We start from the raw sequence: 17,842 nt of genomic DNA on the forward strand, positions 1-17,842 counted from the left end.
AATGATTTTGATCTTTTAGATAGCATAGATGAATCTAATGATCATGCTAATTTAACTCATGATTATCCTAAAATTGCTCTTGAAACAGATGATATTCTAATGAATTTAACCCTTAAAAAGGATTATTCCACTATTGATGATTTGGAAAAGAGGAAAGAGGGATTCATCAAGGATTTAAAGGATTTTATTGATGAATTTGAATCAACTGAAGAGTCAAGTCAATTGATGAAGTATTATGATTGAATGTTTAGATTATAGTTGAGTTTTCATATATTTTAATTTCAAATATAAAATAATAAATACTAAAATGAACATATAAACAATTACTTATTAACAATAGTTAAAATTTTATTTTGGCTGTTTTAATTAAAGGTGATATTATGTGTAGTTCTGGAGGCCCAATGGCTGATCTTTCAATGAAAAAATTGAAAACAAAGAAATATAAATGCTTAGATTGTGGAAATGATTTTAAAGGATTAGGTAAAAAGGTTATCTGTCCTTCCTGTCAAAGTGACAACGTAGAAGCACAAGAATAAGTATATTGCTATTTTATATGTTAAGAGTGAATGTTTCATTTGCTCTTTAACTTTTTTTATTATTTTATTACACCTGTTTTTCGAATTTTTATTATTTTTATTTCAATATTAAAAGATTTTATCATTTTAAGTCAATTAAATCATTATCTGTGATATCATGGAAACAGAAATCAAATTTACTAAGGATGAAATACTGTTTTTGCTCGGTGAAAGCGGTATGGTTGGAATAGTTAAGGCTGGAGAGGAAAAGATGCTATTTATAGGAACTCCAGACAGTGATGAAATTGTTCAATATCTTGAAGAAGATGATTTAATAGCTGTTTCTTCCTTTAATTTAGGTGAAAAATATGAAAAGGGAATAAGGTCTCTTGCTTATCTTACAAGGGATATAGAGTCACCTATACTTGTACTGCCAAAGTACCACCCATCATCAAAAAGACTTAAAATGGTATTGTCTGTAGGTGAAAACGTTAGATTAGACTGTGGAATAGTTCCTGGAACACACCCTGAACAGGATATCTTATGCTCCTGTGACAGTTTATCCGGCTTGAATATAGTCAAATCCAAAGAGGGTGTTGTTATAGAAGGAGAAGTTAAGAACTATAAGATTGAGCCATTTTAGGCATTTATTTTTTACCAATAATATTTTTTTAGTAAATATCAAATAATTTATTTTTATAATTATCTTCTTTTCTTAAGAATTACATTTTACTCTTTTTTATTTCATTATATTATTTATACATTATAATTTTTTTAAAAAGTTTTATATATATATATAAAATAAAATAATATTAAATGTTTTATTTAAACAAATGAAATATAAAAAATTTAGAATTGACGAATATGTTATTGCATGAACAAGCATTCCAATTAATCGGTGAAGGAGTCGTACTATTAATTTTGCTGATAGTAATCATCCTAATTGTAGGGCTTATACTCGGAATAATTCTAGTTAGGAAAAATAAGCTGGTATTGCCATCAGTTATAATATTTATTGTAAATGTATTTTACTCTCCATTGAAGAGTTTTGCAAATCTTTTAGGCCTTGATGATGCTTTTGTTGACCATATTGGGATTGAAGTAAGGAATAAGGTAAATAAAAAGAAGTTTGATGAGATTCCTCCTGAAGACAAAATCATAGTGTTGCCCCATTGCTTAAGGTCTGCTCATTGTGAAGCTAGCTTAAAGGAAACTGGTGTTTTATGCACACATTGTGGAAAATGTGCAATTGGTGTAATTAAGGAAAAGGCTGAACCGATGGGATATAGGGTTTTCATTGTGCCAGGTTCCAGTTTCGTTAAGAAGATCATTCAACATAATAAGTTCAAATCCGTTGTAGGCGTTGCTTGTCATGTGGACTTGAATCAAACCATGATGGCCTTGTCGGATTTTGCTCCTCAAGGAGTTCTTTTATCTTCATCAGGTTGCTTTGAAACAAAGGTGGACGTTTCAAAAGTGCTTGAGACAATTGGTTATTACGATTTTAAAAAACAAGAAGAAAAACGTTAAATAAGGTGAAAATATGCCTGAAAATGATATAAATCCATTTTTTACCATTAAGAAAGTAAGAGAAGGGGATGAATTGAAAATGGATCAGAAATTCATTAAGATCAGAATGAATTCAAATAAGGTTATTGCTATCCATTATAAAGCCCCTATGGAAAGAACAATTGAATTAGAGATGTTCTTTGAAAATTTCAATCCTATTGACAGAATCAATTATGATATAGGAGGAACAGGTTGGGTTGGCGCAAACTTCAGAGGTCTTATTGACGGTAAGGACGATTCATTGCCAATTGATTATGATTATAAGATTCTTATGTTGGAAGAATACAAATGCCCCACTAAGGTAGAACTTAAGAACCTAAAGAGAAGCTCTAAATTTAGGCCTAATTTTACTTTAGCTGACTCTTAAACTTTATTATATTGGAGGAAAATCATGAACAGTAAAAGGACAGCCTTTATTGCTATTGCAGTATTGGCAATTGTAATTAGTTCATTAGGTGCTGTTTCAGCATTTGAATTGTTTGGAATGAACTTATTTGGAGGCCCTACAACAGACTTTGACAATAAGTTTATGTCCGGCACATTTAATGGTGATATGACTCAAAATAACATAAGTGAAGATAACTTAACCAAAGGATGGACTGATTCCTATGAAGATAAGGAGCATAACATAACCTACAACATGTCCTGTGTAAAGGATGGTGACTTCATAACCGATGTTTATCAATTGCAAGGGTTAGGGGCTCCTGAAATAAGAAACTATAATGGCCAGCCTTGGAAAATATTCTATTCTCAAGCTGTTCCTAATGCCAATGTTTCAGCTAATGGAAGTTCCGGAAACAATTCCAATAATACTATTAATGTGTACATTTGTGAAGCTGACATTAATGGAACCGCATATACAATAAATATCATGTCTTATGATAATAAGACAGAATGTGACGGAACTTTATTCTGTCCGTTGTATAAGGATTATACTGAACCTTTAATTAAGAGCATTGAGTTTAAAGATGCTAAAAAAGCTCCTAAAATGGCTGATTTAATGGGCATGTCAGATGGGGAGTTTGAATTCAATAGGGAATACGTTGATGGTATTTTCAATGGTACCATTGATCCAAGTCAAGGTTAATGGAATATTAAATTTTTATAAGATTTGACAGAATAATAATTTATTCTGTTGTTTATTCTCTTTTTTAAAAGATCAAGTTAGTGATATTTATGAAAGTAACTGTTTTTCATGCAAATGAATGTGATAAAAGGAAATGCACTGCATTTAAGATGGAAAAGCAAGGAAAATGCAAGATAGTCTATAAGATACATCAGATTCCACGTGGTGCAGTTGTTTTGAATCCATTTTCCGAAAAGGCAGTATCCTATGAAGACAGGCCTCTTGTTGAAAACAAGGGTGTTGTAGGTCTTGACTGTTCTTGGAATAAGGTATCTAAGTCAGCAAGTTTCTTCAGTTTATCTAAATATCACAGGTCTCTTCCTTTTTTAATCGCTGCAAATCCGGTTAATTTTGGAAAGCCTTGCATATTATCTACAAATGAAGCTATTGCCGCTACATTCTATATAACTGGATTTAAGGATGAGGCACACCATATCATGGATGGATTCAAATGGGGTCATTCATTCATAGAAATGAATTATGACTTATTGGAATCTTACAGTGATGTAAAAACAAGTGAAGAGGTAGTACAAATACAAAATGAGTTCTTAGAGGCTCATGAAAGGTAAAAATAAACCTAACATTTATATAGTATTAAATTAATATATTTCATTAATAGTTATGATTACATGCTATTGTAATTCATAATTTATTTTTAGACTTTTAGTATGAATTTAATGAATTATTTCTCTAGAATTTTTTCATGAATTTCTATTTAAGTTATATTGATCAATTAATTTAATAAGATACGGAGGAATTATTAATGGCAAGATTTGAAGAAGCAGAAAACAGAATGTTTAATGTAAAAATCTGTTTAAAATGTAATGCACGTAATCCTGCTGGAGCTACTACTTGTAGAAAATGTGGTTACAAAGGTTTAAGATTCAAAGCTAAAGAACCTAGAGGATAGATTCACTCTATCCCTTTAAACTTAAAAGAGAATTTTTATTCTCTTTAGATTTTTATATTAACTTATTTTTCTAAATACCAATTTTAACTGATTTAACTAATTTTTAACTAATTTTCATTGGTTTTTATAAATTTTTAACTGATTTTAACTAATTTTTAACTTTAACAATTTTATATTATAAACTATTCTTATAATTTACTAATTTTACAGATTCTTTATTTTATAATAATTTTTAATAAATTTATATTAATTTTAAATACTAATAAGTAAATAAATATAATTATTAATAGATTATTTCAAAGATTAATCTAAAATTAATTTAATTTAATAAATATTTTAAAATTCATTGTGTGATTTTATGGAAAATGTAGAAGCTCATTTTAAAGAAATATTAAAAACTCGTAAAATTCATTTAACTCTAATAGATCCTGATGAACAAAGCCCTGAAGAAGCTGTAGCTATTGCTAAAGCAGCAATTGAAGGTGGCAGTGATGGTATTATGGTTGGAGGTTCCACTGTAGATACCGCTGCACTTGACGGAACTTGTAAGGCATTATCTGAAAACATTGAATTGCCTATTGTATTGTTCCCAGGAAACATCAATGGTGCAAGCAAATATGCAGATGCTATCTTCTTCATGAGTTATTTAAATTCAAACAATCCTTACTGGATTATCGGTGCTCAAGCATTGGCAGCACCTGCAGTTAACAAAACAGGTATCGAAAAGATTCCTATGGGTTATGTCGTAGCTGAACCTGGTGGAACTGTCGGTTGGGTTGGAGACGCTAAATTAATCCCAAGAAACAAGCCAAAAATCCCAGCTATCTATGCTATGGCAGCTGAAAACTTAGGTATGAGATACTTCTATATTGAAGCAGGATCCGGTGCAGATCAACCTATTCCTCCTGAAATGGTTGCATATACAAAAAGAGCTACCCAAGACATTGTTCTTGTTGTAGGTGGAGGAATCCGTGATGCAACAGCAGCTTATACTGCAGCAAAAGCTGGTGCAGACATCATTGTTACAGGCACTGTTGTAGAAGAAACTACCGATGTTAAAGGTAAAATCCAAGAAATAGTGGCAGGAGTTCGTAAAGCTTCTGAATAATATTATTTCTTTCTTTTTTTCTTTTTTTAGATTATTTTATAAATTTTTAACTTCTAAACTATTTTTTTTTTTTTACTATTGTTTTCTATCTTTTTAATTAATTACCAAATGCTCTTTCTAACCGTTTAAATAAAACTAAACTATATATTAATTTATAAAATAATTTATAATATTAGGATAATATTTTAATATATAAAATTGTAAAATAAGAAAAATTATAATTTTTTAGGTTTTATCATGTTAAATTCGTTATATACAGAGGCTATTAGGAAAAAAGGATTAATTAATGAACCTTTGGAAGAATATAAGGAAACTAAAATAGACATTGAATCCAAATGGCATGAAGAGGAGATTATTGCAAGTGATTCAAACCATATTCTTGCTGCAGGTGATGGAAGCTATAACAAAAAGAAATATCTTAGCTTCAATTTCTATGCTGTAGCTGCACAATCTCTCATTTACAATCCTAATGATACAGAATCAAAACTAAAGACAATTGAATCTGCAGAGCTCGATATAATACCTCATCAATCATTTTTAGAGGATAGATTGAGGAATATGATGAGCATATTTGAGATAAAGACTGCAATAAAGACATTCAATGATTTTGATATAGATTATTATATGGATGATGGATCTATTTTAGGCGATTTGATACGTCCAATTCCTGTAGAAAAGAGCATTTCACCAGAATATAAATCAAACATAATATCTCCAGTCAAGGAAAAACTAGAGTCTGAAATACAATCTAGCGAGTTAAATCTATCTTCATTTAATTTCAAGGAAGAATTTAAAGACTTGTTTGATGATGAAAATATTGATGAATATGCTTTAATAACATTTTTAGAGAGTTTGGAAAACTTGATTGCATTAAAATATCTTTTAGAGAATAAAAAGAAAATCATCGCCATTTCCAAAACATCATCAAGCAATGAAATATTCCATGCAAATATACCTGATATGGCTATTTTGGATGGAATGACAAGAAAGCAAGGATTCAGTGAACCTTACCATAGAAAGGTAACTTACAAGACCAAGCATGATTTCCCTATTGAAGATGAGTTCTTTAGAGATCTTTGGTTTACAATATTCTTTGCAAGACTTGATGACAATAAGAACATCATTAAAATAGAATTGCCTTTTTACACTAAAGATTTAGATGAAATAAGAGAAATTTTAAAGGTTTTAAAATCAAATTCAACTGAAGGATATCCATTTTTACTAAAGAAAGCACATAATGATGTTGTTATTTCAAATCAGGATATGGATAGCTTGTCTAAAATAATTGGATTCTTGGATAAGTCTGGTCGTGAAATGTTAAATTAAGATAATGAAGATGACTAAATAATTTGATTATTAAGTTTAATTGAAGTTTATAAAATAAAAAATTTGTTTTAGAGAATATATTGAGTTTAGAGGTTTAAAAATGATTGGAAGATGCATAGGAGAAACATCTCTTATTGAAGTAAGTTTCATTTCAAAAGAAATGCCACAAGTAGGGGAATATGTAACACTTGAATATGATGGAAAAATCATATTAGGTATGATAGAATCAATGGTTCGCGGAAGCGTTTCATTAAACAATGAAATTTATGATCCAGATACAATTGCTAAGATAAGGGAAATTGAAGGTGATGATTATTACATAAGGGGAAACATCTCAATTCTTGGAGATATAAATGATAATTTGAAATTGCCACGTACTCCAGCTCCTCCGGGAACACCTATTTATCCAGCTCCTAGTGAAGTTTTGGATAGGATATTCCACATTGAAAACTCTCTTAAGCTAGGCAATTTAATTAACAATGAGGATGTTGAAGTCGGAGTGGATATCAACAAGATGGTGTCCCGTCACTTGGCAATTCTTGCAATGACAGGTGCAGGTAAGTCAAATACTGTTTCTGTAATCATTGACGGACTTTTAGAGTATAACGGTTGCATGCTTATCTTTGATATGCATTCAGAATATGTTGATGCAGAATTTACTAATGGAAAAGTAAACGTAATCCTGCCAATGATAAATCCTCAATATATGGAATTTTCAGAAATTAAAAAATTGGCAAGCATTCCTTCCAATGCTCCTTTGCAAGAGAGATACTTTAGAAGAGCTTTTAACGAAGCTAGACGATTAGTGAAAGAGGGAACTGCAAGCACTGCTGATTTTATAGAATTATTATACAAAATCCTTGATAACTGGTATAATGATGAGGATTATGATGCCAGCAATAAGAAAAACATTATGGATGTAATCAATAAGATAGAGGATTTGAATGTAAAATATGATAGATTATTAAATGTTAATATTGGTGACTTCCTAACTCAAATAAAACCAGGAATGGCTAATGTTCTTGATTTAGGACAAGTCGATGAGAATATGGCTGAAGTATTGGTTGCTCATGTGCTTAGAAGATCCCTTAGGAGCAGAAAACAATATGTCAGACACAACGATAATGATGCATTGCCCTATCCATTATTCTTTGTAGTTGAAGAAGCACATATTTTAGCACCTCAAAACAGAAGCAGCAACAGTAAATATTGGATTACACGTATAGCTAGAGAAGGTCGTAAATTTGGTTTAGGTCTTTGTTTGGTAAGTCAATCTCCTAAATCTGTTGATGCTGAAACATTATCTCAAGCCAATAATATGATAATTCTAAGACTTGTAGAGCCAAAAGACCAAAGGCATGTCCAAACTGCAAGTGAAAGCCTTAGTGAAGATTTGGTAAAGCAATTGCCATCACTTAACATTGGGGAAGCGTTGGTTTTAGGGCTCATGACAAAGGTTCCAACCCTTGTAAAGATCAATGAATTCAAGGGACGCCAAAGAGGTGGGGACTTAAATATCATTGAGCAATGGCAAACAAAAAAAGAAGATGAGGAAAAAGCTTTACAAAAGGAATTAGACCAATTTGTTAATTTAGGCGGAGGATATTAGATTTAGAAATCTTTATAAGATACTAATTCTTATTATTGTTGTATAAAAAATTTAAAAATTTCATGTTTTAACACTTATTAATAATGTAATAAATTTAAAAACAAAGGAGGGTGAAATAAAATGCGTTTTGCACATTTATCTGATAGTCATTTAGGTTCAAGACAATTTGGACTATTGGAACGTGAAACTGACTTTTATGATGTATTCGCTAGGAATATAGATAAAATAATAGAAGAAGATGTGGATTTTGTTATCCATAGCGGAGATTTATTTGACAATAACAGGCCTTCTACAGAAGCATTGCTTGCATTTCAAAAGGCATTGCTTAGATTGAACGAAGCTAAAATACCTATTTATGCTGTTGCTGGAAACCATGATTCAATCTTAAGAAAAGGAGCATTGCCTCCACAAGTTTTATTTAAAGACATAGGGCTTAAGTTAATCAGTGATAATCATCCAATGTATACTGAAGGGCCAGTATTGATTTGTGGAGTTCGTTATGTCCCTAGTTCACAAAGCAGGGCTTTAAAAAGTGCTTATGACCAATTATCCAAGATGGCAGACAAGTATCTTAAGTCCATTTTGGTTTCTCACCAAGGTATTGACAAATGGATGCATGAGGATACCCATGAAATCGAGCTTTCACAAATGCCTAAAAACTTTGATTATTATGCTATGGGTCACGTTCATAATTATGTTGAAGAGGATTTCGGAAAAGGTAAATTGGTTTATCCGGGGTCTATGGAAATATGGAGAACAAGCGAATCCAATGAGAATTTCAGAGAATTCGGTAAGGGATTCGTTGTAGTGGACTTAAGCTATGATAAGCCTCAAGTTGAAAGAGTGAAGATTGACCTTCCAAGAGAGTTTGTTAGGGCTGTTATTGATTACAATAAGTTTGAAGAAGGCCTCCATGACATTAGGGAGAAGATTCAATCATTTGACAATAAGCCTATGCTTGATTTGACTGTTGCTGGTGGCGATTTCGATAGTGCGGATGTATATGAAACTATCAAGGAAGCAATCGGTGATAATGTATTGAATCTAAGGCCTAGCTTTAAGCCAGACAAGGTATTGGAAGAGGAAAAGATTATAGATGATACCAAAATATTGGATCCAAGGACTTTATTGCAAAAAAGAGTAAATGAAAAGTATGGTAGGGTTGAAGTGAATAGATTATCCATTGACTTATTGGACAATCTCTCTGTTGGAAGAATAGATGATGCCAAATTCATTTCAGATAGGTTCTATAGCGAGCATTATTATAATGAAGAGGAATCTAGAGGAGAATCTAGAGGAGAATCTAGAGGAGAATCTAGAGAAGAATCAGATGATATGAAAAAATTTGATAGTTTAGACGAATATTTGGATAAGAATTTGGATAATTCCATTGAAGATGATACAAATCATGAAAAATCTCAACAAATGAGTTTTGATGACTTTTAGGGTGATATGATGATATTTACAAGGTTAGAATTGAAAAACTTTAAATCACATGCAGACACTATCTTGGATTTTAATCCTGGAATCAGCTTGATTGTAGGGGAAAATGGTGCTGGAAAATCTTCCATATTTGAAGCCATCTCCTTTGCATTGTTCAAATCATACACTACAAAATCCATCAATGATTTGGTTAGGTCAAATAAGAACACTGGCGATAAGATTCAAATGATTGTAAGATTATCATTTGTTTCAAATGGAATCGAATATATGGTTGAAAGAACAATAACCCTTACTAAATCCGGTTCAAAACCTACATCAAGCTTATATAAGATTGTAGATGGGGAAGCTGAAATCATCGTTTCCGGAAATAAGGAAGTCGATAAGGAAATTGAAATAATATTAAGCATGGATTCCTCAACATTTTTAAATGCAATCCATATTAGGCAAGGTGAAATAGCTGAACTTATCGATAAGACACCTGCTAAACGTAAGAAGTTAATCGGTAAGTTGTTACGTCTTGAAGAACTGGAAAAGGCTTATGATAACCTTCCTAGAATTAGTGAAGACTATAAAACAAGAAAGGCTGTTTTAGAGGATAGGATACAGCCAGAGTCAGAGCTTAATTTTGAACTTAAAAAGGCTAAAGAAGAGCATTTCACTTTAAGTGAAAGAAATAATGCTTTAAAGAAGGATTATGAATCTCTTAAAAATGACATTGAATTAAAAAATAAGGAAAAAGAAGAATTGGACAAACAAAAGAAGGATTACGAGGCTCTTAATTTGAAATTAGTTCATGAAAATGAGAATTTAAATGGATTAAATAAGTTAAAAGAGGAAATGTCTAATAAATACAAGGAAATTTTAAGAAATGAGGAACAAATGAATCTCTTGAAGCCATATAGTGATAAGCTTCCAGTCTATAATGAATTTAAGGTCTCTCTCACTGATTTAAATAATTTTAAACAGGATGAAAAAAACAATAAGGAAATTATCACAAAGATTGAAGGCTATAAGTCAATTATAGAATCTGAAAAGGAGAATCATGAAAGATTTGTATCTCTTGAAGGTGAAACCAAGGCTTTAAACAACAAGAAAGTTGAATTGTCTGCTGAAATCAAACGTCTGAATGAATTGGAAAAGGAGAAAAACACCTTAATCCATGATATTGATCAGTACAACAAAGATTTGGACAGTTTCTACTACGATGCAAAAACAGTCTTATCTGAGTTTGAAGAGGAAATCGAAACTATCAAAACCAATGATGATTTGAATAACTTGGAAAGTCTTGTTGAAACCCTTAGAACCAATCTTAATAATGAGACTGCTGAGATTGATGAGGAATTGAAAAAATTGAATAAGGAAAACATCAGTCTCAATCAGGAAATCAAGTCACTGGATGAGCCATTATCTGACATTAAGGAAGTGGATAATAAATGTCCTGTTTGCCAATCTGATATTAGCGAAGATAAGAAAAATGAACTCATACATATGTATGAGGACACAATCAAGACTAATACTAAAAAGATTAATGAAAATAATGAAATTATCATTAAATTAAACAAGGAAAAATCATTAAAAGATGCTAATTTATTAAAGCTTGATTCAATTAAAACAAAGATATATCAGAACAAACATATTGTTGGAGATTTGGACAAGTTTTCAAAGAGTTTGGAAACCGTAAATTCCAAAATCAATGATCTTCAAGGCAAGAAGAATGAGCTTGAAGAGTTGGATAAGATAATTGAATTTAAGAATAATGAATTCAAAGAGCTTGAATCTCATGATAAAAAGTATTTGGAAGCAAATACTCTTCTTAAATCATATCCAGATGAATCCAAGATCAAGGATGAATTATATACCATTGCAGGTAAAATCAATCTTGAAGAAGAAAAACTTAAGGAATATGTCAATGCAGATTCCAATCTTTCATTGGATATGAGTTTTGAAACTTTGGACGGATTGATAAAAGACCTCTCTGAAAAGGATACAAGATATCATGTTCTACTAGGTTCTGTGAAAGCTAAAGGTGAGTATGAAGAAAAATTAAAGCTTAAAGCAGATGAAATCTCTCAAAAGGAAAATGATATCAAAATGATTAAGAAAGCAATCGAGTCTTCAGCATATAATGAAGAGAATTACAGGAATATGATATTCCTGATTGAAAGATTAAATGATAAGTTCAATGGATACTCTAAAGAGATTGCTGTCAATGACAACAACTTGAAGATCTATGAAACTACAGTGGAAACCATTGAAAAAACCATTGAAGCAAATAGAAAAAATAAAGAGGAATTCATTGCTGTTAAGGAATATTACGGTTTGCTTGAAGATTTAAGAACTTTCTACAGTAAAGATGGTATTCAAAAGGACTTAAGAAGCCAGTCCAGACCATTGATTCAGAAGTATACAAGGGAATTCTTTGAGAAGTTCAACTTCAACTATTCCGACTTGATATTGGATGATGAGTACAACATTTCCATCTATGGTCCTGAAGGGGAAGCCAATATAGAAATGGTTAGTGGTGGTGAGAAAATAGCTATCTCTCTTGCATTAAGATTAGGCATAACCCAAGCAATGTCAAAAGGAAATATTGAGACAATTCTTTTGGATGAGCCTACAATTCACTTAGACAGTTTCCGTAAACAGCATTTAATCACTGTTTTACGTAGCATGTCTGTAATTCCTCAAATGTTGATAGTTACTCATGATGATGAATTGGAGAATGCTGCAGACACTCTCATTAGAGTTGTTAAAGAAGATGGAATCTCTAAGGTTAAAATAAATAGTTAAAACAGCTTAAAGTTTAAAAAAAGTTTCGATAAGTAATTAATTTATTTACTTATCTTTTTTTATTTAAAATTTTTTTTATATTTTTATTTTTAAATGACTTATTTATCAATAATTAAAAAAAGAAGGAATGATTTATTTAAAAATCATCACAGAATTCATCATAATCTCCGCTTACAATGGATCTTATGTCATCGACAATGCAGTTTGCATTCCATCCAACAACTGCTTTTGCTTTTTTCTCAAGCTCTTCTGGAACTATTTCCATACCATAAGGACGTACTAAAAGTATAGGAATGTCAAATTCTTCCGCTTTTTCGATTAGAATGTCAATATACATTTGGTTATAATTGTAAATTCCAGATAAAACAACAATAACATCTACTTTTTTAAAGAAACTTTCTCCAAAAGGAGCGTAATCCTTTGCCATTGATTCAGTCCATAAGAAGTCCGGTTTAGAGTATAGTTTCTCTGTAAATTGTCCATATTCGTTTTCTTGATCAATTCCACGTGTTATAATAAGATTATAGATTTTATTGTCTTGTTCCTCTTCAAACATTTTATCCTTCCTTTTTAATTTTCATTTTAAGTTCATGTCTTATATTTTATATTGTTTTCTTAATATTAAAAATTTTATATAAAAATCATTTTAAAAGATAATTTTTTTCAATATAATGAATAAATGATAGGATATTCATCATTATAAGTTAATTAAGTAAAGTATATTTGAAAAATAGGCTATAAATTTTAGATGAAAAAATGAATAAAATCTAAAAAAAGTTAAAAAGAAAGATAAAAATTAAGCATTTTTAATTTTTTTTATATGGGATAATAATTTTTTTTAAAAATTACTTAATTTTTATTCTTTAACTTAGTTAGAGTCTTACCTTAAAGGTTATCTTCAATTTATTTTTTATAATTCATTATTTATAAATGTAATGTTTATTTAATGTAGTTATATCAATTAATTTGGATATCTAAAAACAAATATTTATTATTATTCCCATTAAGGCAATATCTTAAAGTTATTTGATGTTTAGATAACTTTAATACAATTTAAAATAATTTTATTACTCAATTAGATTTTAGTAATGGATAAATTGTAGTTTATAAAAAAAGTTAAAAAATAGGAGTTTTAAAAGACTAAAATGGCTAAAAGACTAATAGGATAAAAGACTAAAAAGACGCTTCATATATTCTCATTAGGAAATGAGCGAGAGAAACGATATCCATACGATTATGCTCTATTATAGGGATTAAAGGGCCAATATTCTTAGTTGTTAGATATGTTCTATAGTAATCAGGTATATAAGCTCCAGGTATATCATCATCCCTTTTGATACCGAATAAATGCTCTTCTATAGTGGTTAATTTGCAATTAGGCAACTTGTCTTTCCATAAGTTGCGGGAAGGATACATTAAGTCAAAGTGGGTTTGATCAAGATTGCAATCTATCCTATATAATCTTGCTCTGTTTTTTATGAAAGGAATATCAAAATTAGCTCCATTGTATGTTACATGAACGCTGGCTTCATCAATATGTGAAAGATAGCTTTCAATAAGTGCAGGTTCCTCTTCCTTTCTTCTAAGCAAATACTGGTTGGATTCAATATAATCTCCTTTAATCTCAGCAATCCCAAGTAGAATGATTGCTGCATTTGATAATCCAAGAGTTTCAATATCCATGAATTTCAAATTAAATGGATCAAGAGAGCTTAAAGCCTTTAAAGTGCTGTTTCTGGAATTAGGATATTTATTCAATCTTTTCAGTAGATTAAACTCCTTGATGAAACAGTCATTTTCTATTTTTTCTATTAATTTTTCTGCATTTCTTGCATAAGTGGGATGATTTAACAAGTCATAAAAATTATTGTATCCATTTTCCTTAAGTTTCATTTCTTTTTGAAACCCTATTCCAGGCATTAACTTTAAATTTGAAGCCAAATCTTCCTTAATGGATTTATTTTTATTTTCTAAAGAAAAGTCTATTTTCTCTTTTCTTGTAATCTTCAAGGTTTCTCCATAGATATTTTCAATCACTTTGCTTCCTTCAATATCCAAGAAATCCCAATCATTGTATTTATGCATCAATCCAAATTTAAGATTGTTAAAATAAGTGAGAGAGCCTAGCCTACCTCTTTCATAAGCTTCTTTAGAGGGATTTGCAGAAGATAATGAATTTGATAGAATTTTCTCCAGATATGCTTCATGCTCTTCTCTACGTGATGTCATAGTATCTTAGAAATTTATATGGAATGTAATGTAGGTATATGGCAATTCACAGCAAGGAACAACATCTCTTGAATTAATGACGACTTTTCCAAACTTAGCCAAGTATGATTCAATCTCTGCTCTGACTGCTTTGACTTTATTTGGATCATGAACCCTCACATTTCCTAAAAAACTGGTTCCTTTAGTTGTTTTCATAATTGAAAGCCCATCCATTCTATAAGGAAGTTCATGTTTTTCAAGGATATTGTTGATGTCTGTATTGATTTGCTCTTTAACTTCATTTTTATTTTCATCAGTGATTTCCATAATATCACCTTCATAACCCTTTTATAAAGTTTTATAAACTTTTTATAAACATTATATATTATTTCTTATTTTTATTTGTTTTCAATGTTTCAATTCAAGCAAGAATTCATTAGCGTCCTCATGTCCAGAATCAATTGAAATAGCTTTTTTCACAAAAGATAAAGCCCCTAACTTATCATCTTGCTCATAAAGTATTTTTCCAATGAGATAATATGCGTCTGCACTATCTTTCTTGATTAGTATATTGGTTAATATATCTTTAGCAATGCTATAGTTTCCCTTATTGAACTCTTCAAGGGCATCAGCATATGCCTCATCTAAAGGATCTATCTCTTCATTTTCCTCATTTTCCACCATCTCTTCATCGATAGGCTCATTAGAATTTTCTATATCCCTACTTCTCTTATCTTTTTGGTTATAATATGTTTCATTATAGGATATATTATCCTCTAAATTCTGATTTTCCAATGCAGATAATTCCTCTGGAGATAACTTATTCATCTCTTCCCACATATAATCCAAAATGAACTCAGTAGCTTTCTTATGCAATGGCTTGTTATCATTTCCACATTTAGGAGAGTATATACAGGAAGGGCAACCGTTTTCACATTCGCATGTCTTTAGAAGATTCCTTGTAGAATTGGTTAATTTGCTGAATACATCAATTGCCTTTTCACAAATACCAATTCCTCCTTCATATGCATCGTAAATGAAAATTGAAGCTTCTTGAGTGTCTTCATGATAATTGGTTGAAAGTCCGCCAATATCAAATCTATCACACATCACATGAAGTGGGAACAGTCCTATCAAAGCATGTTCTGCACCGTGAAGGCCTCCTTCATAGACTTCGCTTTCATTCTTAAATCTCTCTTCCAATGTCTCTTTGACACTGTTTGGAATTGTAAACCACAATCCTTTTGTCTTGAATTTCAATGGAGGCAAGTCTAGAATGTATGTTCCAATTGTCTTTGAAAATTCCATTCTCTTGTATTTATAATAGTCTTCCTCTACTTCAAGCTCTCCATAATGAACAGTAAAGTCTCCAATCTTGACCTTTTTGATCTTTTTAATGATTTTTGTTTGAGTCCTCTTAAGTGCAATTGTATGGGCATTGACATCCCTTTTAATCACATTTATAATATGAGTGTTAAAGTCGACATCAGTTACAATATAAGTTTGGCCTTTATTGATTAAAATAGCTCCCTCATGAGCTTCCCTATACATTTGAGACCTTTCTATCTTTTCAATCAATTGATTTCCATTCATTACGCTGAATATCTCATTTGAAATCTGATCAAGCGAAAATTCAAATGCTGGATTATCATCATAAGGATAAATGTAAACTCCTGCGCTCTTTCTCAAGTCCCTGTTCTGAACGATATTGTCTATGAATTCTTCATCTACACCGAATACCTTTTCTATCTCTTCTGGAGCAAGTGGCAATTCATTTGCAGCACAAATAATATGATTATTCAATAGCTTTTCATTATTCAAATCGATTACAACGTTCTCATGAGGCTTGTCAAAGAAGAATTCTGGATTTTTCATAAAGTATTGGTCCAATTGGTTTTCAAATGCAACCAATATGACAAGGGATTTCTGATTTCCTCTACCAGATCTTCCTCCTTGCTGCCAGGTTGAAATCATGGAGCCAGGGAATCCTGAAATGATTACAGCATCTAAACTGCCTACATCAATACCTAATTCAAGGGCATTTGTAGAGGTAACGCCTAAATATTTTCTTGATTTTAGGCCGTCTTCTATTTCTCTTCTGTCTTCAGCCAAATAGCCTGCCCTATAAGCTGAAATCCTATCCACATACCTCTTTTTAGTATGCTCCATATCCCTTTTTGTCCATAATGCAATCAATTCTGCAATCTTTCTGCTTGATGTGAAGCATAATGTTTGTATGTCTTTAAGCAGCAAATAAAGGAAAATCCTTTCAGTTTCCTGGTGAATGGATAGATTTTCATCATCAGAATGAACGGGCAATTTTTTATATGGATTGTATAGAATAAAGTCTTTCTCACCGCTTGGAGAGCTATCCTCATCAATCAATTCAAATTCCTCTCCAGTTAACTTTTCTGCAAGCTCTAAAGGATTAGCAAGTGTTGCTGAAGACAATATGAATTTAGGATTGGATCCATAGAAATTAGCAATTCTCTTCAACCTTCTAATTAGGAATGCAACGTTTGAACCGAATATCCCCTTATAGTAATGGGCTTCATCAATAACAATATACTTTAGATTTGAATAGAAACGTTTCCATTGATGATGCCATTGCAAGATCAAATGAATTTGATATGGGTTTGTAAGAATAACTCTTGATTCCTGCCTAATTTTATACCTTTTAGCCTTTGGTGTGTCTCCATCATAAGGATTTGGATTAATGTCAAGGTCTAGTTTCTCATCAAATTTCCTTAAAACCTTTAATTGGTCATAAGATAATGCCTTAGCAGGATAAATGTATAATGCACAAGCGTCATTATCCTTAATGAGTTCTTCCAATACAGGTAAATTGAAGGATAATGTCTTTCCACTTGCAGTTGGTGTTGTAATGATTATGTTCTTGTCTTCTCTTGACTTTTCAATAGCTAAAGCCTGGTGTTTATATAGCTTAATTTCCTTTTCCTCAAGGTAGTTCAATATCTTTTTCTCTAGTTTATCTACCTTTTTATAGCTAGCCTCTTTTGCAGGAATGGTCTCGACATGCTCGATTTTTTTCCTAAAACGAATATCGTTTTTAAACTTGTCGATATTTTCCATCTCATCTTTGTCTTTAGCCATATTTGTCATAATAATCATTAAAATTAAGTATTAATTGAGTATTGAATTAAGTTTTAAGTTAATTATTGAATTTGTATAATAAAGTATTATTTGTATAATAAAGTATTATTTGTATAATAAAGTA

At 30.9% G+C, this 17,842-nt stretch carries 17 protein-coding genes; 13 read left to right on the top strand and 4 right to left on the bottom strand.

All coding sequences use genetic code 11. The annotated features are described in order from the left end of the window. The 13 genes from VW161_RS07295 to VW161_RS07355 form a co-directional block, all read left to right on the top strand. The coding region (locus tag VW161_RS07295; RefSeq protein ID WP_325192850.1) for a hypothetical protein at positions 1–243 on the top strand (243 nt) is incomplete at its 5' end. A gap of 137 nt (positions 244–380) precedes the next feature. Then, positions 381–536, top strand: coding sequence for a hypothetical protein (locus tag VW161_RS07300; protein ID WP_295618478.1), 156 nt, complete (start codon positions 381–383; stop codon positions 534–536). Between the two features lie 157 nt (positions 537–693). Next, positions 694–1,158 carry a hypothetical protein gene (locus VW161_RS07305; protein WP_304087970.1) on the top strand — a complete coding sequence of 155 codons (465 nt, stop codon included), beginning with the start codon at positions 694–696 and terminating at the stop codon, positions 1,156–1,158. Between the two features lie 221 nt (positions 1,159–1,379). Next, complete coding sequence (locus tag VW161_RS07310) at positions 1,380–2,045, top strand: DUF116 domain-containing protein (protein ID WP_304087969.1); 666 nt, start codon at positions 1,380–1,382, stop codon at positions 2,043–2,045. Between the two features lie 13 nt (positions 2,046–2,058). Further along, entirely contained in the window at positions 2,059–2,451 is a 393-nt protein-coding gene (locus VW161_RS07315) for a hypothetical protein (RefSeq protein WP_304087966.1), read from the top strand. 24 nt (positions 2,452–2,475) lie between these two features. Next, on the top strand, positions 2,476–3,171 hold the full coding sequence (locus VW161_RS07320; RefSeq protein WP_304087964.1) for a hypothetical protein: 696 nt from the start codon (positions 2,476–2,478) through the stop codon (positions 3,169–3,171). Positions 3,172–3,260: 89 nt separating this feature from the next. Beyond that, entirely contained in the window at positions 3,261–3,779 is a 519-nt protein-coding gene (locus VW161_RS07325; protein WP_304087962.1) for a DUF367 family protein, read from the top strand. 194 nt (positions 3,780–3,973) lie between these two features. After that, on the top strand, positions 3,974–4,120 hold the full coding sequence (locus VW161_RS07330; RefSeq protein WP_048812436.1) for a 50S ribosomal protein L40e: 147 nt from the start codon (positions 3,974–3,976) through the stop codon (positions 4,118–4,120). 358 nt (positions 4,121–4,478) lie between these two features. Beyond that, complete coding sequence (locus VW161_RS07335; RefSeq protein ID WP_304087959.1) at positions 4,479–5,228, top strand: geranylgeranylglyceryl/heptaprenylglyceryl phosphate synthase; 750 nt, start codon at positions 4,479–4,481, stop codon at positions 5,226–5,228. 237 nt (positions 5,229–5,465) lie between these two features. Next, entirely contained in the window at positions 5,466–6,554 is a 1,089-nt protein-coding gene (locus VW161_RS07340) for a DNA double-strand break repair nuclease NurA (protein WP_304087957.1), read from the top strand. Positions 6,555–6,654: 100 nt separating this feature from the next. Continuing rightward, positions 6,655–8,163 (top strand): helicase HerA-like domain-containing protein, encoded by a 1,509-nt coding sequence (locus VW161_RS07345; protein ID WP_304103265.1) that lies wholly within the window; start codon positions 6,655–6,657, stop codon positions 8,161–8,163. A 120-nt stretch (positions 8,164–8,283) separates the two neighbouring features. Then, positions 8,284–9,609: a metallophosphoesterase family protein gene (locus tag VW161_RS07350; protein WP_304087953.1), complete on the top strand. Its 1,326-nt coding sequence runs from the start codon at positions 8,284–8,286 to the stop codon at positions 9,607–9,609. Between the two features lie 9 nt (positions 9,610–9,618). Further along, a complete protein-coding gene (locus tag VW161_RS07355; RefSeq protein WP_325192851.1) occupies positions 9,619–12,396 on the top strand; it encodes an SMC family ATPase in 2,778 nt (925 codons plus the stop codon). A 136-nt stretch (positions 12,397–12,532) separates the two neighbouring features. Here the strand turns inward: VW161_RS07355 and VW161_RS07360 are convergent, their stop codons facing one another. The 4 genes from VW161_RS07360 to VW161_RS07375 form a co-directional block, all read right to left on the bottom strand. Beyond that, entirely contained in the window at positions 12,533–12,952 is a 420-nt protein-coding gene (locus tag VW161_RS07360; RefSeq protein WP_304087949.1) for a nuclease, read from the bottom strand. Positions 12,953–13,569: 617 nt separating this feature from the next. Then, positions 13,570–14,625, bottom strand: a complete 1,056-nt coding sequence (locus VW161_RS07365; RefSeq protein WP_304103271.1) for a ribonuclease H-like domain-containing protein — start codon at positions 14,623–14,625, stop codon at positions 13,570–13,572. 6 nt (positions 14,626–14,631) lie between these two features. Beyond that, positions 14,632–14,931: a hypothetical protein gene (locus VW161_RS07370; RefSeq protein ID WP_304103274.1), complete on the bottom strand. Its 300-nt coding sequence runs from the start codon at positions 14,929–14,931 to the stop codon at positions 14,632–14,634. An 81-nt stretch (positions 14,932–15,012) separates the two neighbouring features. Beyond that, positions 15,013–17,727: a DEAD/DEAH box helicase gene (locus VW161_RS07375; RefSeq protein WP_325192852.1), complete on the bottom strand. Its 2,715-nt coding sequence runs from the start codon at positions 17,725–17,727 to the stop codon at positions 15,013–15,015. Positions 17,728–17,842 lie beyond the last annotated feature (115 nt).

It is taken from the genome of Methanobrevibacter ruminantium (assembly GCF_016294135.1).
In the GTDB taxonomy this organism is placed as follows: Archaea; Methanobacteriota; Methanobacteria; order Methanobacteriales; family Methanobacteriaceae; genus Methanobrevibacter; species Methanobrevibacter ruminantium_A.